General features: G+C 64.4%; 23 protein-coding genes. 13 read left to right on the forward strand and 10 right to left on the reverse strand.

The window, feature by feature from the left end; all coding sequences use genetic code 11:
* The first annotated feature begins 1 nt into the window (after position 1).
* Genes AB6804_RS12545 through AB6804_RS12560 form a run of 4 tightly spaced genes read left to right on the forward strand, consistent with a single transcriptional unit; the run spans position 2 to position 3,384 of the window.
* The gene (locus tag AB6804_RS12545; RefSeq protein ID WP_370886826.1) at positions 2 to 883 is read left to right on the forward strand and encodes a branched-chain amino acid ABC transporter permease; all 882 of its coding nucleotides are present in this window, start codon (positions 2 to 4) and stop codon (positions 881 to 883) included.
* Positions 876 to 1,955 (forward strand): branched-chain amino acid ABC transporter permease, encoded by a 1,080-nt coding sequence (locus tag AB6804_RS12550; RefSeq protein ID WP_370886712.1) that lies wholly within the window; start codon positions 876 to 878, stop codon positions 1,953 to 1,955. Before AB6804_RS12545 ends, AB6804_RS12550 begins: the two co-directional genes overlap by 8 nt.
* Positions 1,952 to 2,689, forward strand: coding sequence for an ABC transporter ATP-binding protein (locus tag AB6804_RS12555; protein ID WP_370886713.1), 738 nt, complete (start codon positions 1,952 to 1,954; stop codon positions 2,687 to 2,689). The genes AB6804_RS12550 and AB6804_RS12555 overlap by 4 nt, the downstream gene beginning before the upstream one ends.
* Positions 2,686 to 3,384, forward strand: a complete 699-nt coding sequence (locus AB6804_RS12560; RefSeq protein ID WP_370886714.1) for an ABC transporter ATP-binding protein — start codon at positions 2,686 to 2,688, stop codon at positions 3,382 to 3,384. Before AB6804_RS12555 ends, AB6804_RS12560 begins: the two co-directional genes overlap by 4 nt.
* Before the next feature lie 3 nt (positions 3,385 to 3,387).
* On the opposite strand, the gene iolB is transcribed toward AB6804_RS12560, so the two are convergent.
* From iolB to AB6804_RS12595, 7 genes are all read right to left on the reverse strand, one after another.
* Positions 3,388 to 4,194 (reverse strand): 5-deoxy-glucuronate isomerase, encoded by an 807-nt coding sequence (gene iolB, locus AB6804_RS12565; RefSeq protein WP_370886715.1) that lies wholly within the window; start codon positions 4,192 to 4,194, stop codon positions 3,388 to 3,390.
* Positions 4,191 to 5,105: a myo-inosose-2 dehydratase gene (gene iolE / locus AB6804_RS12570; protein ID WP_370886716.1), complete on the reverse strand. Its 915-nt coding sequence runs from the start codon at positions 5,103 to 5,105 to the stop codon at positions 4,191 to 4,193. The genes iolB and iolE overlap by 4 nt, the downstream gene beginning before the upstream one ends.
* Before the next feature lie 15 nt (positions 5,106 to 5,120).
* Positions 5,121 to 6,977 carry a 3D-(3,5/4)-trihydroxycyclohexane-1,2-dione acylhydrolase (decyclizing) gene (iolD, locus tag AB6804_RS12575; RefSeq protein WP_370886717.1) on the reverse strand — a complete coding sequence of 619 codons (1,857 nt, stop codon included), beginning with the start codon at positions 6,975 to 6,977 and terminating at the stop codon, positions 5,121 to 5,123.
* On the reverse strand, positions 6,974 to 8,965 hold the full coding sequence (iolC, locus tag AB6804_RS12580) for a 5-dehydro-2-deoxygluconokinase (protein WP_370886718.1): 1,992 nt from the start codon (positions 8,963 to 8,965) through the stop codon (positions 6,974 to 6,976). The genes iolD and iolC overlap by 4 nt, the downstream gene beginning before the upstream one ends.
* A gap of 11 nt (positions 8,966 to 8,976) precedes the next feature.
* Positions 8,977 to 9,765: an ATP-binding cassette domain-containing protein gene (locus tag AB6804_RS12585; protein ID WP_370886719.1), complete on the reverse strand. Its 789-nt coding sequence runs from the start codon at positions 9,763 to 9,765 to the stop codon at positions 8,977 to 8,979.
* Between the two features lie 11 nt (positions 9,766 to 9,776).
* On the reverse strand, positions 9,777 to 10,946 hold the full coding sequence (locus AB6804_RS12590) for an ABC transporter permease (protein WP_370886720.1): 1,170 nt from the start codon (positions 10,944 to 10,946) through the stop codon (positions 9,777 to 9,779).
* Positions 10,947 to 11,083: 137 nt separating this feature from the next.
* Positions 11,084 to 12,136 carry a sugar ABC transporter substrate-binding protein gene (locus AB6804_RS12595; protein WP_035959501.1) on the reverse strand — a complete coding sequence of 351 codons (1,053 nt, stop codon included), beginning with the start codon at positions 12,134 to 12,136 and terminating at the stop codon, positions 11,084 to 11,086.
* A gap of 240 nt (positions 12,137 to 12,376) precedes the next feature.
* Between AB6804_RS12595 and AB6804_RS12600 the strand changes: the two genes are divergently transcribed.
* The 4 genes from AB6804_RS12600 (at position 12,377) to AB6804_RS12615 (ending at position 15,556) form a co-directional block, all read left to right on the forward strand.
* Positions 12,377 to 13,255 carry a MurR/RpiR family transcriptional regulator gene (locus AB6804_RS12600; protein ID WP_370886721.1) on the forward strand — a complete coding sequence of 293 codons (879 nt, stop codon included), beginning with the start codon at positions 12,377 to 12,379 and terminating at the stop codon, positions 13,253 to 13,255.
* A complete protein-coding gene (iolG, locus tag AB6804_RS12605) occupies positions 13,245 to 14,249 on the forward strand; it encodes an inositol 2-dehydrogenase (RefSeq protein ID WP_370886722.1) in 1,005 nt (334 codons plus the stop codon). Before AB6804_RS12600 ends, iolG begins: the two co-directional genes overlap by 11 nt.
* Positions 14,246 to 15,262 (forward strand): Gfo/Idh/MocA family oxidoreductase, encoded by a 1,017-nt coding sequence (locus tag AB6804_RS12610; RefSeq protein ID WP_370886723.1) that lies wholly within the window; start codon positions 14,246 to 14,248, stop codon positions 15,260 to 15,262. Before iolG ends, AB6804_RS12610 begins: the two co-directional genes overlap by 4 nt.
* A gap of 66 nt (positions 15,263 to 15,328) precedes the next feature.
* Entirely contained in the window at positions 15,329 to 15,556 is a 228-nt protein-coding gene (locus AB6804_RS12615; RefSeq protein ID WP_035959497.1) for a sulfurtransferase TusA family protein, read from the forward strand.
* A 74-nt stretch (positions 15,557 to 15,630) separates the two neighbouring features.
* Here AB6804_RS12615 and galU read toward each other — a convergent pair whose 3' ends face one another.
* Positions 15,631 to 16,512: a UTP--glucose-1-phosphate uridylyltransferase GalU gene (gene galU, locus AB6804_RS12620; RefSeq protein ID WP_370886724.1), complete on the reverse strand. Its 882-nt coding sequence runs from the start codon at positions 16,510 to 16,512 to the stop codon at positions 15,631 to 15,633.
* Between the two features lie 76 nt (positions 16,513 to 16,588).
* Entirely contained in the window at positions 16,589 to 19,456 is a 2,868-nt protein-coding gene (locus tag AB6804_RS12625; RefSeq protein WP_370886725.1) for a valine--tRNA ligase, read from the reverse strand.
* Positions 19,457 to 19,630: 174 nt separating this feature from the next.
* Here AB6804_RS12625 and AB6804_RS12630 point away from each other — a divergent pair, with 174 nt between their 5' ends.
* The 5 genes from AB6804_RS12630 (at position 19,631) to AB6804_RS12650 (ending at position 25,533) form a co-directional block, all read left to right on the forward strand.
* Positions 19,631 to 21,985 (forward strand): UvrD-helicase domain-containing protein, encoded by a 2,355-nt coding sequence (locus AB6804_RS12630; RefSeq protein WP_370886726.1) that lies wholly within the window; start codon positions 19,631 to 19,633, stop codon positions 21,983 to 21,985.
* Positions 21,982 to 22,734, forward strand: a complete 753-nt coding sequence (locus AB6804_RS12635; RefSeq protein ID WP_370886727.1) for a 5'-methylthioadenosine/adenosylhomocysteine nucleosidase — start codon at positions 21,982 to 21,984, stop codon at positions 22,732 to 22,734. The genes AB6804_RS12630 and AB6804_RS12635 overlap by 4 nt, the downstream gene beginning before the upstream one ends.
* A gap of 109 nt (positions 22,735 to 22,843) precedes the next feature.
* A complete protein-coding gene (locus tag AB6804_RS12640; protein ID WP_370886728.1) occupies positions 22,844 to 23,086 on the forward strand; it encodes a hypothetical protein in 243 nt (80 codons plus the stop codon).
* Positions 23,083 to 23,544 (forward strand): hypothetical protein, encoded by a 462-nt coding sequence (locus AB6804_RS12645; protein ID WP_370886729.1) that lies wholly within the window; start codon positions 23,083 to 23,085, stop codon positions 23,542 to 23,544. The genes AB6804_RS12640 and AB6804_RS12645 overlap by 4 nt, the downstream gene beginning before the upstream one ends.
* Positions 23,545 to 23,637: 93 nt before the next feature.
* Positions 23,638 to 25,533, forward strand: a complete 1,896-nt coding sequence (locus AB6804_RS12650; protein WP_370886730.1) for a propionate--CoA ligase — start codon at positions 23,638 to 23,640, stop codon at positions 25,531 to 25,533.
* A gap of 206 nt (positions 25,534 to 25,739) precedes the next feature.
* Here AB6804_RS12650 and AB6804_RS12655 read toward each other — a convergent pair whose 3' ends face one another.
* Entirely contained in the window at positions 25,740 to 26,972 is a 1,233-nt protein-coding gene (locus AB6804_RS12655; protein ID WP_370886731.1) for an MFS transporter, read from the reverse strand.
* Positions 26,973 to 26,994 lie beyond the last annotated feature (22 nt).

A 26,994-nucleotide genomic window follows, 5' to 3' on the forward strand; every position in this document is an offset into this window, starting at 1 on the left:
CATGCTGTCGGCCGGCCTCACGCTGATCTTTTCGATGCTCGGCGTGCTCAACTTCGCGCACGCGAGCGTCTACATGCTCGGCGCCTACGTGGCGCAGGCGCTCGCGGTTCATCTCGGCTACTGGGGCGCGCTCGCGATCGCGCCGGTCGTCGTGGGCGTGCTCGGGGCGGTCTTCGAGCGATACCTTCTCAGGCGCGTGCATCCGCGCGGCGCGCTCGCTGAACTGCTGCTGACTTTCGGCGCGGCGATGGTCATCGGCGAAGGCGTGAAGCTGATCTGGGGACTCGGCCCCGTGCCCGCGGCCGTTCCGCCTCTGCTCGATGGCTCGCTCTTCACGCTCTACGGCGCAGCGTTTCCGCGTTATCGCGTGTTCATGATGACGCTCTCGATTGCGATGCTCGCCGCGCTCGCCATTGCGCTGCGCATCTCGAAGACGGGCCTCATCGTGCGCGCGGCATTGACGCATCCCGCCACCGTCGAAACGCTCGGCCACGACGTGCCGCGCATCTTCACGACGGTCTTCGCCGGCGGCTGCGCGCTGGCGGCGCTCGCGGGCGTGATCGGCGCGCCGCTCGCCGTCGTCGAACCCGCGATGGCCGATGCAATGGGGCCGATCGTGTTCGTCGTCGTCGTGATAGGCGGGATCGGATCGCTGGCGGGGGCGTTGATCGCATCGCTCGTGATCGGCTGCGTGCAGACGTTTTCGGTGGGATCGACGGCATCGGCGGGCAGCATCGCGGCCTCGTTCGGACTGAGCTTGCCCGATGCGTGGGCGGCGCTGACCGTGGCGCAACTCGCGCCGGTGCTGCCCTATGCGCTGCTCGTCGCGATGCTGGCCGCGCGGCCGCATGGCCTGCTTGGCGAACGCGCAAGCGATGCTTAAGTTCATTGCGCTCATCGCGGCGCTCGCGCTGCCGCCGTTGTTCATCGATCAATCGTGGCTGCTCGCGTATCTCGCGCAGACGGCGACGCTCATCGTCTTCGCGCTCTCCTACAACCTCTTGCTCGGCGAAACCGGCCTGTTGTCGTTCGGCCATGCGGTTTATGCCGGACTCGGCGCGTTCGCCGCCGCGCACGCGTTCAATGCGTTCGGCGTGCCGTTGCCGCTGTTGCCTCTCGCCGGTGGATGCGCGGCTGCACTCGTCGCCTTGCCGATCGGCGCGATCTCTACGCCACGGGCCGGCACGCCGTTCGCGATGATCACGCTCGGCATCGGCGAACTCGTCGCGGCAAGCGTGTGGCTCGTGCCGGGCTGGTTCGGCGGCGAAGCAGGCGTGACGATCGATCGCGCGAGCGGCCCTTCGTTGTTTGCGTGGACCTTCGGGCCGCTGCGGCAGGCGTACGCGCTGATCGCGTGCTGGTGCGTGGTGTCGTCGATCGCGATGTTCGCGTTCTCGCGCACGCCGATGTGCCGCCTGGCCAACGCCGTGCGCGACAACCCCGCCCGCGCGGCGGCGATCGGCTTCGCGCCGCGCGGCGTTCGCTTCGGAATGCTCGTCGTATCGGCGTTCTTCGCGGGCGTTGCGGGCGTGTTGTCGCTGATCAATGTCGAGCTGGTGTCGGCGGAAAGCGTCGGCCTCGCGCGTTCAACCGGTGTGCTCGTGGCGACGGTGATTGGCGGGACGGGATCGTTCTTCGGGCCGGTGATCGGCGCGGTTCTGCTGACGTTCGTGAGCGTCGCGGTGGCGAGCGTGTCCGCCGCATGGCCGATGTACCTCGGGCTTCTATTCATGTGGGTGGTCGTGGCGTCGCCGGATGGCGTCGCCGGCTGCTTGGCGGGCGATGCGCGCACGGTCGCGCTTCGGCTGATGAGTGCGCTTGCCTTCAGCGTGGCGGCGGTCGTCGTGATAGAGACGCTGTATGCGCGCGAAAACATGCCGCGCATGATGTGGCTCATCGCGCTGCCGCTTGCGATGCTGGCGATGTGGCTCGCGCGACGGAGAACCGCACGATGACCGCCGCGCTCGACATACGCGGCGTCGTCAAACGCTTCAGCGCGACCGACGTTCTGCGCGGCGTCGATCTCCACGTGGCGCAGGGCGAGCGGCACGCGATCATCGGTCCGAACGGCGCGGGCAAATCGACGCTCTTCGACGTGATCTCCGGACGCACGCGGCCCGACGAAGGACGCATCGTCGCGCTAGGCGTCGATATCACCGGGCGGCCACCGCAACGCGTGAGCCGCATGCTCGCCCGCAGCTTCCAGACGACGAGCGTGTTTGGCGGTCTCTCGGTGCTCGACAACCTGCGTTGCGCGGCGCTGGGCGCGGGTTCGTCACGCGTGCTGGATCGCTGGCTGCATTCCCGGGCAATCGATGATCGCGCTCGCGCGATGCTGGATGCGATCGGCTTGTCTTCTCGCGCCGACGATGCCGCCGCGCGCCTCGCCTATGCGGAGCAGCGCGCGCTGGATCTCGGCATCGCGCTCGCCACCGACGCGCCGCTGATCCTGCTCGACGAGCCGACTGCGGGCATGAATCGCGCGGAGGCTGCCCGCGCACTCGCGTTGATCCGCGCGACGACGGAAGGCCGCACGCTGCTCGTCGTCGAACACGATATGGACGCGGTGTTCGCGCTTGCGGATCGCATTTCGGTGCTGGTGCGAGGCCGCGTGATTGCCTCGGATACGCCCGCCGCGATACGCCTGAACGCCGACGTGCAGGAAGCCTATCTCGGGGCGGCGCCATGAGCGAACTGCTGCGCATCGACGGCTTGCGCGCGTGGTACGGCGCGGCGCAAGTGCTGCATGGCGTGCAACTCGCGATACGCGAGGGCGAAGCGGTCGCGCTCGCCGGACGCAACGGATCCGGGCGTTCGACGCTCGCGAAGGCCATCATGGGCCTCGTGCGATGCGAGGGCGACATGCGGTTTCGCGGCGTGCCGCTCGTCGGCTTGCGTGCGTTTCGCATCGCGCGGCTGGGTATCGGTTATGTGCCGGAAACGCGTGATGTCTTTCCGACGCTGAGCGTGCGCGAGAACCTCTCGCTCGGAGAAAGGAAGGGCGCCCGCTTCACGCTCGACGATGCGTACGGGCTCTTTCCGTCCCTGCTCGAACGCGCGACGGTGAAGGCCGGCGCGCTGTCGGGCGGCGAGCAGCAGATGCTCGCGCTGGCGCGCACGCTGATGGGTGATCCGGCGCTGATCGTCATCGACGAGCCGGGCGAAGGACTCGCGCCGCGTGTGATCGGACAGGTGGCGCAGGCGTTGTTGGCGCTGCGCTCGCGCGGTGTCGCGATGCTCCTGATCGAAGAACGCCTGACGATCGCGCGCATGCTCGATGCGCGCGTCGCCGTGATGGGGCATGGCGCGGTGCAGTTCGATGGGCCGCTTACGGAACTGGCGCGGCGCGACGACGTGGTACGCGAGTGGCTCGCGGTGGGCTGACGCTCACTCCTTGGCATCTCTCTCCACGATCCACTCATGCTTTGGATCGTTCTTGAAATGCCACGTGCGCTTCTCTCCCGCCATCACGTTGAGATAGTAATTGTCGTAGCCATAAGGCACGACGACCGGATGATAGCCGCGCGGCACCATCACCACGTCGCGGTCCTCGACCGACATCGTTTCATCGAGATCGCGTTCATCGGTATAAACGCGCTGGAACGCGAAGCCTTGCGGCGGGTCCAGCCGATGGTAATACGTCTCTTCCAGCGCGCTCTCGGCCGGCACGTTGTCCCGGTCGTGCTTGTGCGGCGGATAACTCGATGCATGCCCGCCCGGCGTTCTCACTTCCACCACGAGCAGCGATTCGGCAGGCTCGGTCTGCGGAAGAATATCGCAGACGTAGCGCGTATTCGCGTGCTTGCCGCGCGTCGAGCGCTGCATCTGCGAAGGCGTGATGAGCCGCGGCGGATACACGCCCTTCGCCGGCGCGCTCGCCACGCCTATCTCCGATTCGCGCTCGGCCCGCACGATCGCGGCGAGCTTCGGCGGCACATAGACCGCATACGGCGCGGCATCTTCGAACACGCTGTCACGCGAGCCGATCGAGGGCCAATGCTCATCGCCGGCTTCGACGCTCACCGTGCCCGTCAACACGACGATGCAGCTTTCGCGGTCCGCGTCGTAGACATGAATGACGTCGCCCGCGTCGAGACGATACGCCGCGAAGCCGACGTGCTTCCAGCCCGCGGAATCCGGTGTGACGCGCGTGATGGTCTGCCCTTCACGCGATGCTTTCACTAGCAGGCTCATGCGGCCTCCTTCGAATTGTGCTGATGCGTTGCGTCGACGAGCCCGCGCAGCGTGCGGTATCCCTTTTCGGCATACGCACGGCTCGGCGCGATTACGGGGTCCTGCTCCGCTTCGACCACGAGCCAGCCGCGATAATCGTGCCTCGCCAGACACGCGACGATGCCCGCGTAGTCCACTGCGCCATCGCCCGGGACCGTGAACGCGCCATTGATGACGGCATCGAGAAAGCTCCAGTTTCGGTTGCGCGCGAGCTTCACGATTTCGGGGCGCACGTCCTTGCAATGCACATGGCACACGCGGGCAATATGCTTTTGCAGCGTCGCGACCGCATCGCCGCCGGCGAACGTAATGTGGCCCGCGTCGAAAAGCAGGCCGACGGCGTCGCTCGTCGAAGCCATCAGGCGGTCCACGTCCGCAGGCGTTTCCACATATGCGCCCATGTGATGATGATAGGCGACGCGCACGCCCTTGGACAGCGTGTATTCCGCGAAGCGGTCGAGCCGCTCGGCGTATTGCGACCATTGCGCATCGGAGAAGAAGCGGGGCCGTTGATAGAGCGGACGAGGCGCGCCTTGAATGGAATCCGCGACTTCCCCGTACACCATGACGGTCGCGCCGTTTTGCGCGAGCAGGTCGAGATGCGGACCCGCTGCTTCTATCTCTTCCTGCGCGCTGCGTTGCGCAAGCCGGCCCGAATACCAGCCTGAAACAAGGGCTAAATCGTATTGCGCGAGCAGCGCCTTCAACGCTTGCGGTTCGCGCGGAAACTTGTTGCCGAGTTCGAAGCCTTCATAGCCAATTTCGCGGCCTTCGGTCAGCGCGACGGATAACGGCGTTTCGCCGCCGAGCGAGGGAAGGTCGTCGTTCATCCACGACAAGGGATTGATTCCAATGCGGACTTGCAGGGGCATGGCGTGCGTCCTCGTCTAGTCGTCGTTGCCGTGGCGCGCACGGATCGCGCGTTCGTACTCGGCCCGCGCGGACATGACTGCATCGCGATCCGACACTTCCGGGACCGCGACTTCCCACCACCAGCCGCCTTCTTCGGTGATGCGGGCGGGATCGGTGTCGATCGAAATCAGATAGCTGCGGTCCGCCGCGCGCGCGCGTTTCATCGCCGCCTGCAGTTCGTCGACGTTGGCGACGTGTTCGGCCAGCGCGCCCATCGAACGGGCGTGCATCGCGAAGTCGATCATCGGGATGCCTAAGGAACCGTGCTTGCAATCGTCGAGCAAATTGTTGAACGGTGCGCCGCCGCACGCCTGCTGCAAGCGATTGATGCAGCCATAGCCGCGATTGTCGAGCAGCACGACGATCAGCTTCGCACCCAGCATCACCGATGTAGCCAGCTCGCTGTTCATCATCAGATAGCTGCCGTCGCCGACGATCACGATGACTTCGCGTTCCGGCCGCGCGAGCTTGACGCCGACGCCGCCGGCGATTTCATAGCCCATGCACGAATAGCCGTATTCGACGTGATAACCGCCCGGCGTGCTCGTGCGCCACAGCTTCTGCAGATCGGCGGGCAGCGTCCCCGCCGCACACACGACGATATCCCTCGCAGCCGACGCATCGTCAGAACGCTGCACGGCGCCGATGACGTCCGCCTCGCGCGGCAATGTCCCATCCGGCAGCGGCACGTTCGTCACATGCGCGACGGTCTCGCGCCAGTCGTTCGCCGCGCGATGCGCGCGCGTCGTCCATTGCGGCGATGCGCGCCAGTCGCCGAGTGCTTGCGACAGGGCATCGAGTGCGAGGCGCGCATCGGCTTCGATCGCGGCGGCGTGCTGCTTGAGCGCATCGAATGGATTCGCGTTGATTGCGACGAGGCGCGCCTGCGTGAATAGCGTGTTCGATCCGGTCGTGAAGTCCTGCAAGCGCGTGCCGACGGCGAGCACGCAATCGCTCGCATGCGCCAGTTCGTTCGCCGCCGATGAACCCGTCACGCCGATGCCGCCCACGTTCAACGCATCGTCCCACGCGAGTGCGCCTTTGCCCGCCTGCGTTTCGGCGACAGGCATGCCGTGCCGGTGCGCGAAGTCACGCAGCGCGTCGCTGGCGAGGCCGTAAAGCACGCCGCCGCCCGATACGATCAACGGCTCGCGGGATTCACGCAGCATGGCGGCGGCGCGTTCGATTTCACGCGGCAGCGCAGCGGGCGCATGAAAGTCGACCGTGCGCGGCTCGAAGAACGAAGCGGGGTAGTCGTAAGCCATCGCCTGCACGTCTTGCGGCAACGCCAGCGTGACCGGACCGCACAACGCGGCATCGGTCAGTACGCGAATCGCGCGGGGCAAGGCGCTCAGCAATTGCGCCGGATGCACGATGCGATCGAAATATCGCGAGACCGCTTTCAACGCGTCGTTTGCAGATGATCCGCCATCCTGACTATCTTCGACTTGCTGCAGGACAGGATCAGGCACACGTGAGACGAAGATATCGCCCGGCAACAGCAGCACCGGCAGGCGGTTCACATGCGCAAGAGCCGCCGCCGTCACGAGATTGGTCGCGCCGGGCCCGATGGACGTCGTCACCGCCATCATGCGGCGGCGCATATGCGCCTTCGCATAAGCAATCGCGCTGTGCGCCATCGCCTGTTCGTTGTGCGCGCGATACGTCGGCAATGCCTCGCGATGCCGATAAAGCGCCTCGCCCATGCCCGCGACATTGCCATGTCCGAAGATCGCGAACACGCCGCCGAATAGCGGCTCGCCGTTCTCCGTGCGCAACGCGGCGAGATAGCGCACGAGGGCTTGCGCAACGGTCAGTCTGACGACGTTCATGCGGCTTGCTCCTGAGTTCGTTCGATGGACGCCTGCGACGATGCCCGCGCGTCGCGCCATGCCGTAATCAGCGATTCGAATGTGCGGCGCACGCGTGCGATGAGTTCGTGATCGTCGATGCCGCCCGCGAGCCACGCCTGGCTTGGTTCATGGAAGATGGTGCGGCCGACCGTGAATCCCTTGCACGTTTTGGACGATGCCGCCGCGATGAAACCTTCGCGCAACTGCTCGACGCCCGCCGACAAGCCGAGCAGCACGACGCCACGGCAATACGGATCGCGTTCGGCGATGAGCGCATCGATAGCCTGCCACTGCGTCGCGCTCATCGGTTCGAGCTTCCACCACTCGGGGCATATCCCGAGGTTATAGAGGCGCTTCAACGCGCGGTAGACCGTATCGTCCTCGACGGGCGGCCCGTGCTTCGGCACGATCACTTCGAGCAGCAGCTCGTGGCCGCTTGCCTGCACCGCGTCGTAGAGCGCGCGCAGTTGCGCTTCCTGGTCGAGCCGCACGTCATGCGGATGATCGGGGTGATAGTGAACGAGGCACTTCGCGACATGCTCGCGCGGCCATTCGATCAGCGTCGTGCCGACCGATCGTCCGTGGTCGAACACGAGCGGCATCGAACCCGGCAATTCGACCGGCCGGCCGATCCACCAGCCGCGTCCCGTCGCCGCGTTGAGCGCGTCCTGCCCGTAGCGGTCGTCGATCAACACGCCGATGCGGCCCGCCAGTCCGAGTTCGCTTTCCGTCTGCGCGACGGCATCGACGAACAAGCCTTTCAGCGTCGCGATGCGCGTTTCATCCACGCCCGCCTGCTGCGCAAGCTCGAAGAACTGGTTGCGATGATCGAACGCAAAGCCGAGCACTTCGTCCCACTGTTTGCGCGCCGGACTCACGCGATGCAGCCGCGCGAGGGTCGCGTCCTTGTCGGGCCGGCGCATGCGCAGCGGATCTTCTTTTGCCGCCGCGAGGAAGTAATCGAGTTCGGCGGGCGTGGGCATCGCGGGCGCGCAGCCGTGCCGGGAGACGACGAGCGCGCCGCATGCGTTTGCCGCGCGCGCGCAGGCTTCGAGCGGCTCGTCCCGCAGCCATCCGGAGAGGAAGCCGGAAGCGAAGGCATCGCCTGCGCCGAGCACGTTCAGCACTTCCACTTCGACGCCGCCGTGAATCGGCGCATCGTCGATGGACGCCGGCGTCGCGCTTTCGATGATCGAGCAGCCGAGCGGCCCGCGTTTGACCACGAGCGTTGCGCTCGTCACCGCGCGGACCATCGCGAGGGCATCGATCAGACGATCCCTGCCTCCTGCAATGCGAAACTCTTCTTCGGTGCCGATCACGAGATCGAAGAGCGGCAGAATGCGCTGCAGATGCGCGGTCACGCCTTCGTTCGCCACGAAGCGTGTTTCGCCATCCGCCTTTCCGGTGAGGCCCCACAGCACGGGCCGATAGTCGATGTCGAGAATCGTGCGAACGTCATTGCGGCGCGCAAGGTCGAGCGCGCGCCGGCTCGTGCGATTGACCTGCTCGGTCGAGAAGTGCGTGCCGGTGATGAGCAAGGCTTTCGATGACGCGATATACGCCTCATCGAAGTCGCTTTCATCGACCGCCATATCCGCGCAGTTCTCGCGATAGAACACGAGCGGGAAGGTGTCGCGGTCCTCGATGCCCAGCAGCACGAGCGCAGTGAGCCTGTCCTGGTCGATGCGAACGTGGCTCACATCGCAGCCTTCGCGTTCGAGCGTCTCCGTGAGAAAGCGCCCCATGTGATCGTTGCCGACGCGCGCGAGCATCGACGATTGCAGCCCGAGCCGCGCGCAACCGAAGGCGATGTTCGCCGACGAGCCGCCCAGATACTTGGCGAACGTGGACACGTCTTCGAGCCGCGCGCCGACCTGCTGCGCGTACAGATCGACGGCAAGGCGGCCGAGACACACGACGTCGCGCGTCCGGTTCGCTGCGAAGCGTGATGGATAGTCTGTCGACATGGCTCGTGTCCTCATATCGTCGCGCCTTCGAGTTCGCTGATCATCGTCTGCATCTCGGCGCCGCCCGCCATCATGTCGAGCACTTCGTTCTTCGTGATGGTGTCCTTCGTGAAGGTGCCCATCGAGCGGCCGCGATTGAGCAGCGTGAACGAATCGCCAATCGGATAAGCGTGATGCACGTTGTGCGTGATGAAGATCACCGAGATGCCTTTCTCGCGCGCCTTGTGAATGAGCTTCAGCACGTTGAAACTCTGCTTCACGCCGAGCGCGGCGGTCGGTTCGTCGAGGATCAGCACGCGTGCGCCGAAGTGGATCGCGCGTGCGATCGCGAGACATTGCTTCTCGCCGCCGGACATCGTGCCGATGGGCTGATGGGGATCGCGCACGTTGATGCCCATCTCCGCGAGCTTGGCGCGCGACGTTTCGGCGGCAAGATCCAGGTCCATCACGCTGAAGAGGCCGAAGCGCTTCTTCTGCGGTTCCCGGCCCATGAAGAAGTTGCGCGCAACGGAAAGCAGCGGCACCAGTGCAAGATCCTGATACACGGTCGCGATGCCGAGATCGAGTGCTTCCTTCGGCGATTCGAAATGCACCGGCTTGCCGTCGACGAGATATTCGCCGGAAGAGGGCGCATGCACGCCCGCCAGCGTTTTGATGAGCGTGGACTTGCCCGCGCCGTTATCGCCGAGCAGGCAGTGCACTTCGCCGCGCCGCAGGCGCAGCGTCACGCCGTTCAGTGCAATGACCTTGCCGAAGAACTTGCTGACGTTCTCCAGCGCGAGAATGTTGTCGTCGTTCATGGCGGTCGCCCTCATTGAGCCTGCGATACGCGACGGCGTACGTAGTGATTGAAGAGCACGGCAAGCAGCAGCATCACGCCGAGGAACACGCGGAACCAGTCGGAACTCACGTTCGTATAGGTGATGCCTATCTGCACGACGCCAAAGATAAGCGCACCGAAACATGCGCCGACGACCGAGCCGTAACCGCCCGTCAGCAGCGTGCCGCCGATCACCGCCGCGATGATGGCTTCGAACTCTTTCTGCAGGCCGCGATCCGCCGCCGCCGATCCGATATCGCACACTTGCAGGACCGCGAACAGGCACGAGCAGAACGCGGTGAGCACGAAGAGCGATATCTTCACGCGCTTGACCGGCACGCCGACGTTCTTCGCTGCATTCGCATCGCCGCCGACCGCGAGAATCCAGTTGCCGTAGCGCGTCTTCGCGAGCACGAATGCGCCGATCGCCGCGAGTGCGAGCCACCACAGGATGACTTTCGGTATGCCGGGCACGAGCGGTTCGCCGCTATCGAGCAGGCTGCCGATGCCCATATGCGCGAGCCACGTGAAGAAGCCATGCAGCGCGACGCCATGAAACAGCGTGTTGGCGAGCCAGTCCTTCTGGGCAAGATCGCCGACGCCCGAGATGATGGTGCGATCCGCGAACATGATCGAAAGCGCGAGCGTGAGACCGCGCAGAATGAACAGAAACGCGAGCGTCACGATGAACGACGGCAGGCGCGTGCGCATCACGAGATAGCCGTTCAATGCGCCGAGCAGCATCGACGCGATGAACGCGAAGAGAATGGACAGCGATATCGGCCAATGAAAGTACACCGAGGGCAGCGCGACCATCATGCCGGCAAAGCCGATCATCGAGCCGATGGACAAGTCGAACTCGCCCGCGATCATCAGCAGGCACGCACCGACCGCGAGCAAGCCGAGATAGGCGGCGACCTGCGACCAGTTCATCACGCCGTCGAGATTGAACATGCCCGACGATCCCGCGCCGAAGCCGAACACGAGGAACACGAGCACCGTTCCTGAAATCGCGGCGAATTCCGGGCGATTCAGCAAATGCCCGAACCACGATTGCTGGCGCACGCGTTCGTCCGACGGCTTGTCCTTGTCCGTTGCGGCATCGGCGTTGTCCTGCTGCGGGTTCGCGTGTGGGGGATAGTGCTTGCCGGCTACGCCCATGATGGCTCCTTGAAACATCAATGCAATGCAGTACCGATGCGTGCGTGCCTGCCGCGTCCTCGCATGGACGCAGCAGGAAATCCTGAGGGAGAAACGCGGGCGGCGGATGCCGCCGCCCGAAGAAGGTCAGCCGTGCATCAGCGATACTGCCCGGCGTACTTCACGACCTTGTCGAGATTTTCTTTGGTGATGAAACCCGGTCCCGAGCGAATGTTCTTCGGCCCATAGGAAGGCTGAAGGCCATACGTTTCGAGGCGAGCCTTGAACTTCGGGTTCGCTTCGAGAAGCTGGCGGATCTTCGCGGGATCGGTGGTGTGCTCCTTCTTCACGATGGCCAGCACCGCCACCGGAATATAGCCCTGCAAATACGGCTGCTGATCGATCGCGAACTTGATCGTGCCGTCCTTGATCGCCTTCGCGATGTCGTCGGAGAAGTCGAAGGTCACGAAATAGAGCTTGTTTTGCAGGCCCATTTGCGCCACGGCCTTGAGCGTCGCGGATGCGGGCGTCGGCCCGAGCGTGAGCACCGCTTGCGTGTCCGGATGGTTGCGCAGATACGCCGATACCTTCGACTGAATCTCCGTCGGGTCCTGGCCTGAGTCGAGCGTGGCGGCCTTGTAGTCCGCACCGATGGCATCGGCGAAACCACGGCATCGATCGAACGAGACGGTGTTCGTCGCCAGATGGTTCACGCACAGGAACGACTTGATGCCGGCAGCCTTCGCCTTCTCGCCCGCGGCCTTGCCCGCCACGTACTCCGGCTGGCCGATATGCATGATCGCGTTGAGCTGCGCGCTTTGCTCTTCGGTGCCGGAGTTGATCGTGACGAGCGGAATCTTCTTCGCCGTGACCTTGTTGATCGCGCTCTTCAGCACGTCGAAGTCCGCGATGGTGGTGATGACGCCGTCGTAATTGCGCGCGGCGGCCTGCTCGATCAGCCGCGCCATATCCGCGATATCCCCGTTCGGCGGATTGCGATAGTCGGTCTGCACGTTGAAGTCTTCGTCGGCCTGCTTGATCGAATTCTTGATGGTGTTCCACCACGAGTCGGAATCCGGCGCGTGGCTGATGAGCACGAACCTGGCGTCCGGCGCGGCCTGCGCGGGGGACGTCGTCAACAACGCGGCGCTGCATAACGCAGCAGCAGCCGCCAGCGCGCGCAGCGCGGCCCGACCGTTGCAAAGGGTCATTGTCTCCACCTATCTCGGTTGTTGTTCGGTGTGATCGTCCATGAGCCGATGCCAGCTTGCAGCCGATGAGTCGATGAAACGGTGCATCGTGCTCACGAGCGAGATTAGGTCAGTTTTTGGCGGCCTGCAATAGGTATTTCATCGGTGCGACAAATAGAAAATGCATTCCAATTTGCTTGCCGCCTTCCTATAATCGCTTCCACCGGGGCTCACTTCGAGCGCCGATGAAGCGAGCCTTTCATGCAGGACGAAACCAGCACCGACGTTCCTGGCGTCGACGAACTGATGCAGCGGATCACCGATGCCTACGATTCGCTGCCGCGCCAGTTGAAGAGCGTGGCGACTTATATCGAGCAGCATCGACCGAGCGTGATGATGGATCGCACGAGCGACATCGCGGCGTCCTGCGGCGTGCATCCGTCGGCGGTCGTGCGCTTTGCGCAGCGCTTCGGTTTCTCGGGCTTCTCGGACCTGCAGGCGGTGTTCCGGCAGGCGTACGCGGGCGGCAATGCGTCGCAGAGCTATCAGCAACGCATTCGCAAGCTGATCGACGAGAAGGCGGGCGAAGCCTCGGGCGTGTCGGTGGCGCGCGAGTTCATCGCGGCGAGCCGTGCGGGACTCGTCGAACTCGAAGCCGGCCTCGACGATGCGCAGTTCGAAGCCGCCGTCGAAATGCTGCAGCAGGCGGAGAACATCTACGTCGTCGGGGTGCGCCGCTCGTTCGCGGTGGCGAGTTATATCGTCTATGCGCTCGGCCATACGAAGAAGCGCGTGCATCTGGTGTCGGGCATCGGCGGGATGATTCACGAACAGATTCGCAGCGTAAAAAAGGGCGATGTCGTGATCGCGATCAGCTTCGCGCCCTACGGCAAGGAGACGCAGTATTGCGTGCGCGCGGCCCAGCATCATGGCGCCAGGACGCTCGTCATCACCGATAGTCAGCTTTCGCCGCTCGCGCGTCATGCGAGCGCCAGTCTGTTCGTGAAGGAGGGCAGCGCGTTTGCGTTTCGCTCGCTCACGAGCACCATCTGCCTGTGCCAGGCGCTCTTCATCGCGCTCGCGTACCGGCTCGAATTGAACGTCGAAGAATCCAGGGAGACAAGCGGCTATGACGATTGACGTGGCGGTGTTTGGGGCGGGGCGCATCGGGAAGATTCATGCGGCGAATCTGGCGCGGCAGCCGGGCGTGCGGCTCAGGTATGTCGTCGATGTGAACCGCGATGCGGCGGCCGCGCTCGCGGCGCAATACGGCGCACAGGTCGCCGATGTGGATGGCGCAATGGGCGATGCGTCCGTCGGCGCGTCCGTCATCTGTTCGAGTACTGATACGCATGCCGAACTAATCCTGGCGTCGGCGGCGCAGAAGAAACATGTGTTCTGCGAGAAGCCCGTCGATCTCACGATCGAGCGTGCGCGTGCATGCGCGGATGCGGTGGAGCGCGCGGGCGTTGTCTGCATGATCGGTTTTCAGCGGCGTTTCGACCCGACCTTCTCGGCGTTGAAGGCGCGCGTCGATGCGGGCGAAATTGGCGATCCGGAAATGCTGATCGTGACGAGCCGCGATCCGGGCGCGCCGCCTGTCGACTACATCAGGCATTCGGGCGGCATCTTCAAGGACATGCTGATTCACGACTTCGACATTTTCCGCTGGATGCTCGACGACGAAGCCGACACGCTGCACGCGACGGGCAGCGTGCTGTCCGATCCTGCCATCGCCGATGCGGGCGATATCGATTCGACCGCCGTTACGGTCCGCACCAGGCGCGGGCGGCTGTGTCAGATCAACACGGCGCGGCGTGCGGCATACGGTTACGACCAGCGCTTTGAGCTGCTCGGCAGCGCGGGCATGCTGCAGGCGGGCAACGTGCGGCCGACCGAAGTCACCGCGTACTCAAAGACGGCCGTATCGTGCGACGTGCCCGAGGCGTTCTTTCTGGAGCGGTACCGCGCGGCGTATGCGCTGGAAATCGCGCATTTCTTCGATGCCGTGGAGCACGGCAAGCCGGTGCGAACGACCGTCGCCGACGGCGTGAAGGCGCTCGAGCTTGCGGAAGCCGCGACGCTTTCGTGGCGCGAGAAGCGCGTGGTCCATCTCGGCGAGCACGCGGCATGAATCCGGTGCGCGTGGGTATCGTCGGGCTCGGGAGACTCGGGCGGCGGCATGCGGAAAATCTCGCGTGGCACGTGCCGGGCGCGCGGCTCGTCGCGGCGTGCAGCCCGCTGCAGGAAGAGCGCGAGTGGGCGAAAGCGCAGCTCCCCGATGCCGCGCTTCATGCCGATTACGACGCGCTGCTCGCCGATGCATCGGTCGATGCGGTGTGGCTCGTCACGCCGACATCGCTGCACGCGACGCAGATCATCGCCGCGCTGGAGGCGGGCAAGCACGTGTTCTGCGAGAAGCCGCTGTCGCTCGATCTTGCGGAGTGCAATCGCGTGATCGACGCGCATGGCCGTCATGCGCATCTGCATGTGATGATCGGTTTTGTGCGGCGCTTCGACGCGAGTTATCGCGATGCGTTCGACAGTATTGCGAAGGGTGCAATCGGGCGGCCTTTCATGGTGCGCTCGCAGACTTGCGACAAGAACGACCCCGATGGCTTCTTCGTGCGTTTTGCGCCAACGTCAGGCGGGCTGTTTCTCGACTGCAGCGTGCACGACATTGATCTTGCGCGCTGGCTGCTCGGCAATCCACGAGCGACGCGCGTAATGGCGAGCGGGACGATCGCGATCCACGATGGCTTGCGGGAATGCGGCGATATCGATAACGGCGTGGGCATCGTCGAATTCGACGATGGCCGGCTCGCCGTGTTCTATGCGTCGCGCACGATGGCGCACGGACACGATACGCAAACCGAAGTGATCGGCACGGCGGGGGCGTTGTCGGTGGGAAAAAATCCGCGCTTGAACCGCGTGGAGCTTGCGGATGAATACGGCGTGCGCAACGCTTGCACGCCGACGTTTTTCGAGCGCTTCGAAGATGCGTTTCTGCGCGAGGCGCAAGCGTTCGTGGCTTGGGTTAGCGGTGGCAAGCCCACGGGGCTGACGCTCGAAGATGCGCGAGAGGCGACGCGGATCGGGATCGCGTTGCGCGAGGCGTGTGCGTCGGGGCGGCCGGTGGATCTTTGACCGCTGCGCTAAAATCGATCTTTTAGCAGCGCTCAATCACCCAGGCACACGGAAGGTTCAATCGCGATGGAAGTTCACAAGGAAGTCGACGCGCGCGGGCTCAACTGCCCGTTGCCGATTCTGCGCGCCAAGAAGGCGCTCGCCGACATGACGAGCGGCCAGATTCTCAAAGTGCTGGCCACCGACCCCGGATCGCAGCGCGATTTCGCGGCCTTCGCCAGACAAACCGGCAACGAGATCGTCGAGGCAACGTCGCAGGACAAGACCTTCGTCTTTCTGATGCGTCGCCGCTAGATTCGAAAGGCTATAAAGCAAAATGCCCGTCACGATCGTGACGGGCATTTTCTTATCCAGCAAACGAAGGCGTTTTAGCCTTCGAGAATCGGCGAACGCGTACGCAGATATTCTTCGAAGTCCTTCGCCACTTCGGGATGGCGCAGCGCGAATTCCACCGTCGCTTTCAGATAGCCCAGCTTGCTGCCGCAGTCGAAGCGCGTGCCGTGATACCTGTACGCCAGCACTTGCTCATCCGACAGCAGCGATTGGATCGCGTCCGTCAGTTGCAATTCGCCGCCTGCGCCCGGCTTCACCGCGCGAATGTGATCGAAAATGCGCGGCTTCAGCACATAACGGCCAACCACGCCGAGATTCGACGGCGCAACAGCAGGCTCCGGCTTCTCGACGATGCCCGACAGCTTCACGATGTTGTCTTCCCACTCCTTGCCGTCGATGATGCCGTACGACTTGGTTTCCTGCGGCGGAATCTCTTCGACGCCGATGACGGAGCTGTGATAGTGGTCGAACACTTCGATCATCTGCGTCAGCACGGGCGGCTTGCCGTACAGCAAGTCGTCCGCGAGGATCACGGCGAACGGGTTGTCGCCGACGAGCTTTTCGGCGCACAGCACCGCGTGACCGAGACCCAGCGCTTCGGCCTGACGCACATAGAAACAATCGACATGACTCGGCTTGATGCTGCGCACGAGTTCGAGCAGCTTTTCCTTGCCGCGTGCCTCGAGCTCGGCTTCGATCTCATACGACTTGTCGAAGTGGTCTTCGATGGCGCGCTTGCTGCGGCCCGTCACGAAGATCATTTCGGTGATGCCGGCGGCCATGGCTTCTTCAACCGCATATTGAATCAGCGGCTTGTCGACGACCGGCAGCATTTCCTTCGGGCTGGCCTTGGTCGCGGGCAGAAACCGCGTACCGAGACCCGCAACCGGGAAAACTGCTTTGGTAACTTTTAGCATGTGATAACCCTGATCCTGTTAATCATCTGGAACATCGAGCCAGTAGCCGAAGGGGAGTCGGTATAAAACTCCCGGTTCAAACGGGCAGTCGCAATAATTGCGCCTGAAGCTTCTCGATAGTGGTCTCGTATTCTGCCAGCCTTTTGCGCTCCTGATCAACGACAGCGGCCGGCGCTTTTGAAACAAAGCTTTCATTACCGAGCTTGGCGTTACATTTTGCGATTTCACCGCTGAGCCGGTCGACTTCCTTCGAAAGGCGCTCGCGTTCGGCGGCGACATCGATCTCGACTTTGAGCACCAGCTTGTTCGCGCCGATGATCGCCACCGGTGCGCCATGCGCCTCTTTGTCGAGCGCGGCTTCGTCGTCGATGATCTTCACTTCCGAAAGACGCGCGAGCGCCGCAACGTAAAGCGCAAACGTGGAAAGACGCGCCGCGTCGCCGTGCGCGAGCAACGGCACTTTCACCGCGGGCGAGAGATTCATTTCGCCACGCAGATTACGACATGCGTCGATCACTGCCTTCAGTTCGGCCGCCCACTGTTCCGACGATTCGTCGATCTTCTTCACTTCGGCGCGCGGATACGGCTGCGTCATGATCGACGCTTCGCCTTCCTTTGCGCCTTCCGGGTACGCATCCGTCAGCGGGGCGACCTTCTGCCACAGCGCTTCGGTGATGAACGGAATCACCGGATGCGCGAGGCGCAGCACCGTCTCCAGCACACGCAACAGCGTGCGCCGCGTGGCGCGCTGCTGCGCGGGCGTGCCGTTCTGGATCTGCACCTTCGCGAGTTCCAGATACCAGTCGCAGTACTCGTCCCACACGAACTTGTAGATCGCGCTCGCGACGTTGTCGAAACGATAATCCGCGAAGCCTTTCTCGACTTCCGCTTCGACACGCTGCAGCAGCGAGACGATCCAGCGATCCGCCTGCGAGAAGTCCGTATAGCCGCCGGGGCCGCAATCGCCCGGCTCGCATGCGCCGGGTTTCGAGAAACCGCAATCCTGGCCTTCGCAGTTCATCAACACGAAACGCGTGGCGTTCCAGAGCTTGTTGCAGAAGTTGCGATAACCCTCGCAGCGCGCGAGATCGAAGTTGACGTTGCGGCCGAGCGTGGCCATCGACGCCATCGTGAAGCGCAGCGCATCGGTGCCGAAGGACGGGATGCCTTCCGGGAACTCCTTGCGCGTCTTCTTCTCGATCTGCGCGGCCTGCTTCGGATTCATGAGGCCGGCCGTGCGCTTGGCGACCAGCGTTTCGAGATCGATGCCATCCACGATGTCGATCGGATCGAGCGTGTTGCCCTTGCTCTTCGACATCTTCTGGCCTTCGGCGTCGCGCACGAGGCCGTGCACATAGACGGTGTCGAAGGGCACCTTGCCGGTGAAATGCGTGGTCATCATCACCATCCGGGCGACCCAGAAGAAGATGATGTCGAAGCCCGTCACGAGCACCGACGAAGGCAGAAACGCCTTCAGTTCCGGCGTCTCGTTCGGCCAGCCGAGCGACGAGAACGGCACGAGCGCGGACGAGAACCACGTGTCGAGCACGTCGTCGTCGCGCCTGAGCGAGCCCGTGTAGCCGTTGGCATCGGCTTCGGCGCGGGCTTCTTCCTCGCTCTTCGCGACGAAGATCTCACCGTTTTCGCCGTACCACGCCGGAATCTGATGGCCCCACCACAATTGACGCGAGATGCACCAGTCCTGGATGTTCTCGAGCCATTGATAGTAGGTCGTCGTCCAGTTCTCCGGCACGAACTTGATCTGCCCGCTGCGCACGACATCGAGCGACGTTTCCGTGATCGACTTGCCCGGATGGAACGTGCCTTCGGGCGCGGGCTTCGTCATCGCGACGAACCATTGGTCCGTCAGCATCGGCTCGATAACGACGCCCGTGCGATCGCCGCGCGGCACCATGAGCTTGTGCGGCTTCACGGAGTCGAGCAGGCCGAGCGCTTCGAGATCGGCGACGACTTGCTTGCGTGCCTCGAAACGATCCATGCCGCGATACTTCTCGGGCGCGTTGTCGTTGATCTTCGCGTCGAGCGTGAGAATTTCGATCTGCGGCAGCTTGTGGCGCTGGCCGACGGCATAGTCGTTGAAATCGTGCGCGGGCGTCACCTTGACGACGCCGGTGCCGAACTCGCGGTCCACGTAGTCATCGGCGATGATCGGAATTTCGCGATCGCACAGCGGCAGCACGGCCGTCTTGCCGATCAGATGCTGATAACGCTCGTCTTCCGGATGCACCATCAGCGCGACGTCGCCGAGCATGGTTTCGGGGCGCGTGGTCGCGACCGTCATGTGACCCGAGCCATCCGGCAGCGGATACTTGATGTGCCACAGGCTGCCGTTTTCTTCCTCGCTGACGACTTCCAGATCCGACACGGCGGTGCCGAGCACCGGGTCCCAGTTCACGAGGCGCTTGCCGCGGTAGATGAGGCCCTGCTTGTACAGCGTGACGAAGACATCGCGCACGGCGGCGGACATCTTGTCGTCCATCGTGAAGTATTCGCGCGACCAGTCGATCGACGCGCCGAGCCTGCGCACCTGATTCGTGATGGTCGAGCCGGATTGTTCCTTCCACGCCCACACGCGCTTCAGGAATTCTTCGCGGCCGAGGTCATGGCGCGAGATGCCCTGCGCATCGAGCTGACGTTCGACGACGATCTGCGTCGCGATGCCCGCGTGGTCCGTGCCCGGCACCCACAGCGTGTTGTCGCCGAGCATGCGGTGATAGCGCGTCAGGCCATCCATGATGGTCTGGTTGAACGCGTGCCCCATGTGCAGCGTGCCGGTGACGTTCGGCGGCGGCAGTTGAATGGAGAAATTTTTCGCGCCTTGCCGGAACGTGGGCGCAGCTAAGCCGCGCTTTTCCCATTCGGGGCCCCACTGGGACTCGATGTTCTGGGGCTCGAAGCTCTTCGCAAGCGTGTTGTCGCTCATCGTGAAATCTGCCGAAAAATGCGTGAAAAAGTGCGTGGAATCCCCAATTATAAGTTCCGCAAGGCTGCGTCGGATGATTCGCGCCCTCGGCCGGATGGCGTAGGCCTGAACGCCGCCATCGGCACGGTCTTATAATGAGCGGCCCGCCTGCTTGACCCGCGTCCCAATTTCCCCATGCCCGACTTACTCGCCAACCTGAACCCCGAACAGCTCGCCGCCGTGACGCTGCCCAACGAGCCCGCGCTGATTCTCGCGGGCGCGGGCAGCGGCAAGACGCGCGTCCTCATCACGCGCATCGCCTGGCTGATCCAGCAGGGCTATGCGTCGCCGCCGACCATCCTCGCGGTCACGTTCACAAACAAGGCGGCGCGCGAAATGATGTCACGTCTGTCCGCGCTTCTGCCGATCGACACGCGCGGCATGTGGATCGGCACATTCCACGGCTTGTGCAACCGCATGTTGCGCGCGCATTACCGCGACGCGGGCCTGCCGCAGTCGTTCCAGATCCTCGATACCGCCGACCAGCTCTCCGCGATCAAGCGGCTCATGAAGGGGCTGAATGTCGACGACGAGAAGTATCCGGCGAAGAACCTGCAGTACTTCATCAACAACGCGAAGGAGCAGGGCCTGCGCGCGAAGGACGTCGACGCCACCGACAGCTTCAATCGCAAGTTCGTGGAGCTGTACGAAGCTTACGACCAGCAGTGCCAGCGCGAAGGCGTCGTCGATTTTCCGGAGCTGCTGCTGCGCTGCTACGAACTGCTCGCGCACAATCCGCCGCTGCGTGCGCACTATCAGGCGCGCTTTCGCAACATCCTCGTCGACGAGTTCCAGGACACCAACAAGCTGCAATACGCGTGGCTAAAGATGCTGGCGGGCGAGCATAACGCCATCTTCGCAGTCGGCGACGACGATCAATCCATCTACGCGTTTCGCGGCGCGAACGTCGGCAACATGCACGACTTCGAGCGCGAGTTTCGCGTGCGCAATCTGATCAAGCTCGAGCAGAACTACCGTTCGCACGGACATATTCTCGATACGGCGAACTTTCTGATCGCGAACAACGCACGCCGGCTCGGCAAGAATCTGCGCACCGATGCCGGCCACGGCGAACCGGTGCGCGTCTACGAGGCCGCGACCGATTCGCAGGAAGCGGGCTGGATCGTCGAGGAAATCAAGGCGCTCATCAATACCGGGATGGCGCGCGGCGAGATTGCGGTGCTGTACCGGAGCAACGCACAGTCGCGCACGATCGAACATACGCTCGTGAACGCGGGGATCGCGTATCGCGTGTACGGCGGCCTGCGTTTCTTCGAGCGTCAGGAAGTGAAGCACGCGCTCGCGTATCTGCGCCTGATCGACAACCCGAACGACGACACCGCGTTCGCACGCGTCGTCAATTTTCCGACGCGCGGCATCGGCGCGCGGTCGATCGAACAGCTCGCGGACGCGGCGCGCCTCTACAACTGTTCGATGGCCGCAGCCGTGCCGTATGTGGCCGGCAAGGCGGGGTCGAGTCTCGGCGCGTTCGCAACGCTGATCGCGAAAATGCGCGCCGAGACGCAGCAGATGAGTCTGCCGGAAACGGTCGAATACGTGGTGCGCGCGAGCGGCCTCGCCGCGTTCTACGAAATGGAACGCGAGGGGCAGGACCGGCTGGAGAACTTGCAGGAACTGGTGAACGCGGCGGCGGCGTTCGTGAGCGAGGAGGGCTACGGCCTCGATACGCCCGCGCGTTCCATCCCGCTGCGTCCGGGCGCGACCGCCGCGCCCGGAATCGCGGCGGTGAGCGAGGATGGCGAGATCGAAGTGCTCGATGCGCCCGGCATCGCCGATCCCGCGCAGAATCCCGACACGATGACGCCGCTCGCGGGCTTCCTGTCGCATGCATCGCTCGAAGCGGGCGACAACCAGGCGCAGGCCGGGCAGGACGCCGTGCAACTGATGACCGTCCACGCCGCGAAGGGGCTGGAATTCACGGCGGTGTTCATCACCGGGCTAGAAGAGGGGCTGTTCCCGCACGAGAACAGCGCCCAGGAATCCGACGGGCTCGAAGAGGAGCGGCGGCTCGCGTATGTGGCGATCACCCGGGCGAAGGAGCGGTTGTATCTGTCGTTCGCGCAGAGCCGGATGCTGCACGGACAGACGCGCTACAACATTCGCTCGCGCTTTTTCGACGAGTTGCCGGAAGGCTCGCTCAAATGGCTCACGCCGAAGGTCGAGCCGGGCGCGCGCTGGGGCGGCCGGTCGGACAACGCCGGCTGGGGCCGCGACTGGTTCGCGCGGCCGGGGCAGGAGCGCGGAGGTTCATCGACGGTGAGCGCGGCGCTGCCATCGTTTGCCAACGAGCAGCGGGCAGCCGACACCGGCTTCAAGGTCGGACAGGCCGTTTTCCACACGAAGTTCGGCGAAGGCACCGTGACCGCGCTCGAAGGCTCCGGCGGCGATGCGCGCGCGCAAGTGCGCTTCAAGCGCCACGGCGAGAAGTGGCTCGCGCTCGCGGTCGCGAAACTCCAAGCGGTCGAATGAAGCGGCTCGGCATCATGGCGGCGCTGCCGCAGGAACTGGGCGACCTCGTCGCCCGGATGCGCGAGGCCGGCGACGTGCAGACCGTCACGCTCGGGCAGCGCGAGTATCACGTCGGCGAGGCGCATGGCGTGCGCGTCGTGGTGACGCTCGCGCGCATCGGCAAGGTGGCGGCGGCGGCGACGGCGAGCGCGCTGATCCACGTCTTCGAGGCCGATGCGATCGTCTTCACCGGCGTCGCGGGCGGCGTGCATCGCGATGTGCGCGTGGGCGATATCGTCATCGCCGATGCGTTGCTGCAGCACGATCTCGACGCATCGCCGTTATTCCCGCGCTACGAAGTGCCGTTGCTGGACCGGGCGCGCTTCGATTCGGACGGCGCGTTGTCGGATGCGCTCGCCGCTGCGGCGCATGCGTTCGTCGAGACGGAAGCCGCTGCGCTCGCCGAACGGTTCGCGGTGGTGGCGCCGCGAGTGCATCGCGGGCTGGTGGTGAGCGGTGACCGCTTCATCGCGAGTCACGACGAGGTCTCCGCATTGCGCGACGCGCTGCCGGACGCGCTCGCCGTCGAAATGGAAGGCGCGGCGCTCGCGCAGGTCTGCTTCGAGCATGGCGTGCCGTGCGCGGTCGTGCGGACCATCTCCGATACCGCCGACGCCGCTGCGCCCGTTTCCTTCGCGGAGTTTCTGGCGGCCATCGCCGCGACGTATTCGTCGGGCGTTCTCGGACGCTTTCTACAAGCGCGCGGCTGACGCTGCCGCGTCTTCTCGCCGCACCTCCTCGGAAATCCGCGATCGCGCTTGTAATTGAGAATGATTCTCAATACAATCGTTCGTGAGATGCATCTGGAGGACGCCCGACATGACGAACGATTCCACAAGCGACGCGTGCGACGCGGTCCAGGGCTGCGCCCTCGCCGTCAACGCCGCGAAGGTGCTCGACACGACGCGCCGCGCCTGGACGGCCGCGCCCGCGGTCGAAGCGGAGCAGCAGGCCGATCGCCGGCCGCCGCACGCGGTGCGGAAAAAGCGCGTCGTGCCGCGGCGTTCCCGCTGGCCGAGCCTGATCGCCGCCCTGAATCACTGGAGCCCGAAGCCGCTGTGAACGCCGACCTTTTCAAGAATCCCCCGCTCGGGCTGGACTCGCAGCTTTTCGACGCCAGCCGTTTCCCGCTCGTTCGAGTGCGCCGCCGCGCGGTCCAGCCGGGCTGCGCGTTCGCATGGGCCGCGCAGATGCGACGGCTGCTTGCACTGGCGACGCCGTTCGTCGTCGTCGCGGAACACGCCGGCGACGAGACGCCCGACGACTTCCGGCTTCGCGCGGCCTGGCTGCGCACGCATCGCGCGGCGCTGGGCGCGCACTGCCGCGGTTTCATCGTGATCGAGCCGCGCATCGAAGCACGGGCCGGCACGCGCGAAACGCTGCGCACGCTCACAGAAGGAAGCGGCGTCCGCACGGTCGTGGTATCGAGCATGCGGGTGGCGAACGAGCTTGCGCCGGTGCTGCTCAAGCACGCGGCCACCAAAGCGGCCACGCGCGTCTCGCAGACCCGCGCGGTCTAGAACCGTCGGACCGATCAGGGCGCGCCCTCTCTAGCCAGCCGTTCGCCGGCTGCTCTATTCTGTGGAGCCAACGCCGCTTTGCAGAGGACGCGCATGCCGACTTACCGAGAAGCGTATCGACGGTCTATCGACGAGCCAGAAGCGTTCTGGGCCGAGCAGGCCCGCCGCATCCACTGGCAGACGCCGTTCGACAGCGTGCTCGACGCGAGCAATCCGCCGTTCGCGCGATGGTTCATCGGCGGCAGGACGAATCTCTGTCACAACGCGGTCGATCGCCATCTAGCGACGCGCGCGCAACAGGACGCGCTCGTTTATGTATCGACGGAAACCGGCATCGAGCGGCGCTACACGTACGCCGAACTTCACGCCGAGGTGAACCGCATGGCGGCCGTGATGCGCTCGCTGTCGGTCAAGAAAGGCGACCGCGTGCTCATCGATTTGCCGATGATCCCCGAAGCGGTCTTCGCGATGCTCGCGTGCGCGCGCATCGGCGCGATCCATTCGGTCGTGTTCGGCGGCTTCGCGGCGCCGAACCTGGCAGCGCGCATCGACGATGCGGAGCCTGCGCTCATTGTCACCGCCGACGCCGGCGCGCGTGCCGGCAAGGTGATCGACTACACGCCGCTCGTCGATGAAGCGCTGTCCCGCGCCGAGTTCAAAGTGACGCAAGTGCTGCTGATCGACCGCCAGCTTGCGCCGGAGCGATTGCAGGCCAGCTATCTCGTCGCCTACGAGCCGCTGCGCGAGCAGTTTTTCGACGCCCACGTGCCTTGCGAATGGCTCGAATCGAACGATCCGTCCTACGTCCTTTATACGTCCGGCACGACGGGCAGGCCGAAGGGCGTCCAGCGCGATGTCGGCGGTTATGCGGTGGCGCTCGCGGCGTCGATGGAGCACATTTTTCAGGGCGCGGCGGGCGACACGATGTTCACCGCATCGGACATCGGCTGGGTCGTGGGGCATAGCTACATCATCTATGCGCCGCTGATCGCGGGACTGACCACGGTGATGTACGAAGGCACGCCGGTTCGTCCAGATGGCGGCGTCTGGTGGCGGCTCGTCGAGCAATACGCCATCAACCTGATGTTCACCGCGCCGACCGCGCTGCGCGTGCTAAAAAAGCAGGACCCGGCGCTGATGGAGAAATACGACCTGTCGAGCCTGCGCACGCTGTTTCTTGCAGGCGAGCCGCTCGACGAGCCGACCGCGCAGTGGATTCAAAGCGCGCTCAAGAAGCCCGTCATCGACAACTACTGGCAGACCGAAACCGGCTGGCCGATGCTTGCGATTCCGCGCGGCATCGAGGCGTTGCCGTCGAAGCTGGGTTCGCCGGGCGTGCCGTCGATGGGCTTTGCGCTGACGCTTCGTGACGAACTGACCGGCGATGTCTGCGCGCCGGGCGAGAAGGGCGTCGTCACGCTCGGCTATCCGCTGCCGCCCGGCTGCATGCAGACCGTATGGGGCGATGACCAGCGTTTCATAGACACGTATTGGCGCAGTGTGCCGAACCAGATGGTTTATTCGACGTTCGACTGGGGCGTGCAGGACGAGGACGGCTACGTGTCGATACTCGGGCGCACCGACGATGTGATCAACGTGGCGGGACATCGGCTCGGCACGCGCGAGATCGAGGAGGCGCTGTCGGCGCATGCGGCGGTGGCGGAAGTGGCGGTCGTCGGCGTGGCGGACCCGGTGAAGGGGCAGGCGGCGACGGCGTTCGTCGTGTTGCGCGATGCCGATCGCATCAATGCGCCCGGGGCGCGCGAGGGCATGGAAGCGGAGCTGTGCCATGCGGTCGATACACAGCTCGGCGCGATCGCGCGGCCGGCGCGCGTGCATTTCGTGTCGATGCTGCCGAAGACGCGTTCCGGCAAGCTGCTGCGGCGCGCGATTGCGGCGCTGGCGGAAGGACGCGATCCGGGCGATTTGCCGACCATCGAGGATGCCGGGGCGTTGGCGCAGGTGAGGTCGGCGCTGGAGGGGAAGTAGTGGACGGGCGGCATTGATTTGCGGCAAGGGAGGGCGGGATTTCGAAGCTGTCGGGATCCGTCACGCGATGCCGCACGTCCGAGTCAATCGACGGCAACGGCTATAAAAGCTCGTCGCAACCTGCGACCAAACAAACGAAACGCCCGGTCATAAAACCTCGACCGGGCGTTTCGTGCGTGCCGGCGCTTCAGCGCCGCATCGGCCCATCAAGCCTTCGCATCCCTCGTCTTCGGCAAGAACACCGCCAACATGCCGATCAGCGGCAGGAACGCGCACAGCTTGTACACGTGATCGATGCTCGTCACGTCCGCGAGATGCCCGAGCACCGCCGCGCCGACGCCGCCCATCCCGAACGCGAAGCCGAAGAACAGTCCCGCGACCATGCCGACCTTGCCCGGAATCAGTTCCTGCGCGTACACCAGGATCGCCGAGAACGCCGACGCCAGCACGAGGCCGATGATCACCGACAACACGCCCGTCCAGAACAGGTTGACGTAAGGCATCAGCAGCGTGAACGGCGCGACGCCGAGAATCGATACCCAGATCACGGCCTTGCGCCCGACCTTGTCGCCGACCGGCCCGCCGATAATCGTGCCCGCCGCGACCGCCGCGAGGAACACGAACAGATGAATCTGCGCGGTCTGCACCGATACGCCGAACTTGCTGATCAGATAGAACGTGAAGTAGCTCGTGATGCTCGCCAGATAGAAGTACTTCGAGAACACGAGCAGCACGAGCACGCTCATCGCCATGAAGACCTTGTCGCGCGGGAGCGCGGCGTGCGTCGCATGCGCGCGGCCCTTTTTCGTCGCCGGATGACGCTTGTACCAGCGGCCGATGTTCGCGAGCACGACCATCGCCAGGAGCGCCGCCGCCGAAAACCACGCGATGCTGCGCTGTCCATGCGGAATCACGATCAGCGCCGCGAGCAGCGGCCCCAGCGACGAGCCCGCGTTGCCGCCCACCTGGAACAGCGACTGCGCGAGACCATGCTTGCCGCCCGACGCCATGCGCGCCACCCGCGACGACTCCGGATGAAACACCGACGATCCGCAGCCCACCAGCGCCGCCGCGATCAGCAGCGTCCCGAAGCTGCCCGCAACCGACATCAGCAACAGCCCGGACAGCGTGAACCCCATGCCGACGGGAAGCGAATACGGCTTCGGATGCTTGTCCGTGTATAGCCCGACGAGCGGCTGCAACAGCGACGCGGTGATCTGGTACGTCAGCGTGATCAGCCCGATCTGCCCGAATGTGAGCGCGAATTCGCTCTTGAACATGGGATAGATGGCGAGGATCAGCGACTGGATCATGTCGTTGAGCAGGTGCGAAAAACTGATCGCGCCCAACACGGAATACACCGTGCGCTGCACGGCCGGCGCGGTGGCGGCAGGCGGTTCCGATGGCGGAAACGCGCCCTTGTCGATGCTCGTTTGCATGTCGATGGCAGTTAAAAAGCGG

The sequence above is a fragment of the Caballeronia sp. RCC_10 genome, from assembly GCF_041360715.1.
In the GTDB taxonomy this organism is placed as follows: Bacteria; Pseudomonadota; Gammaproteobacteria; order Burkholderiales; family Burkholderiaceae; genus Caballeronia; species Caballeronia grimmiae.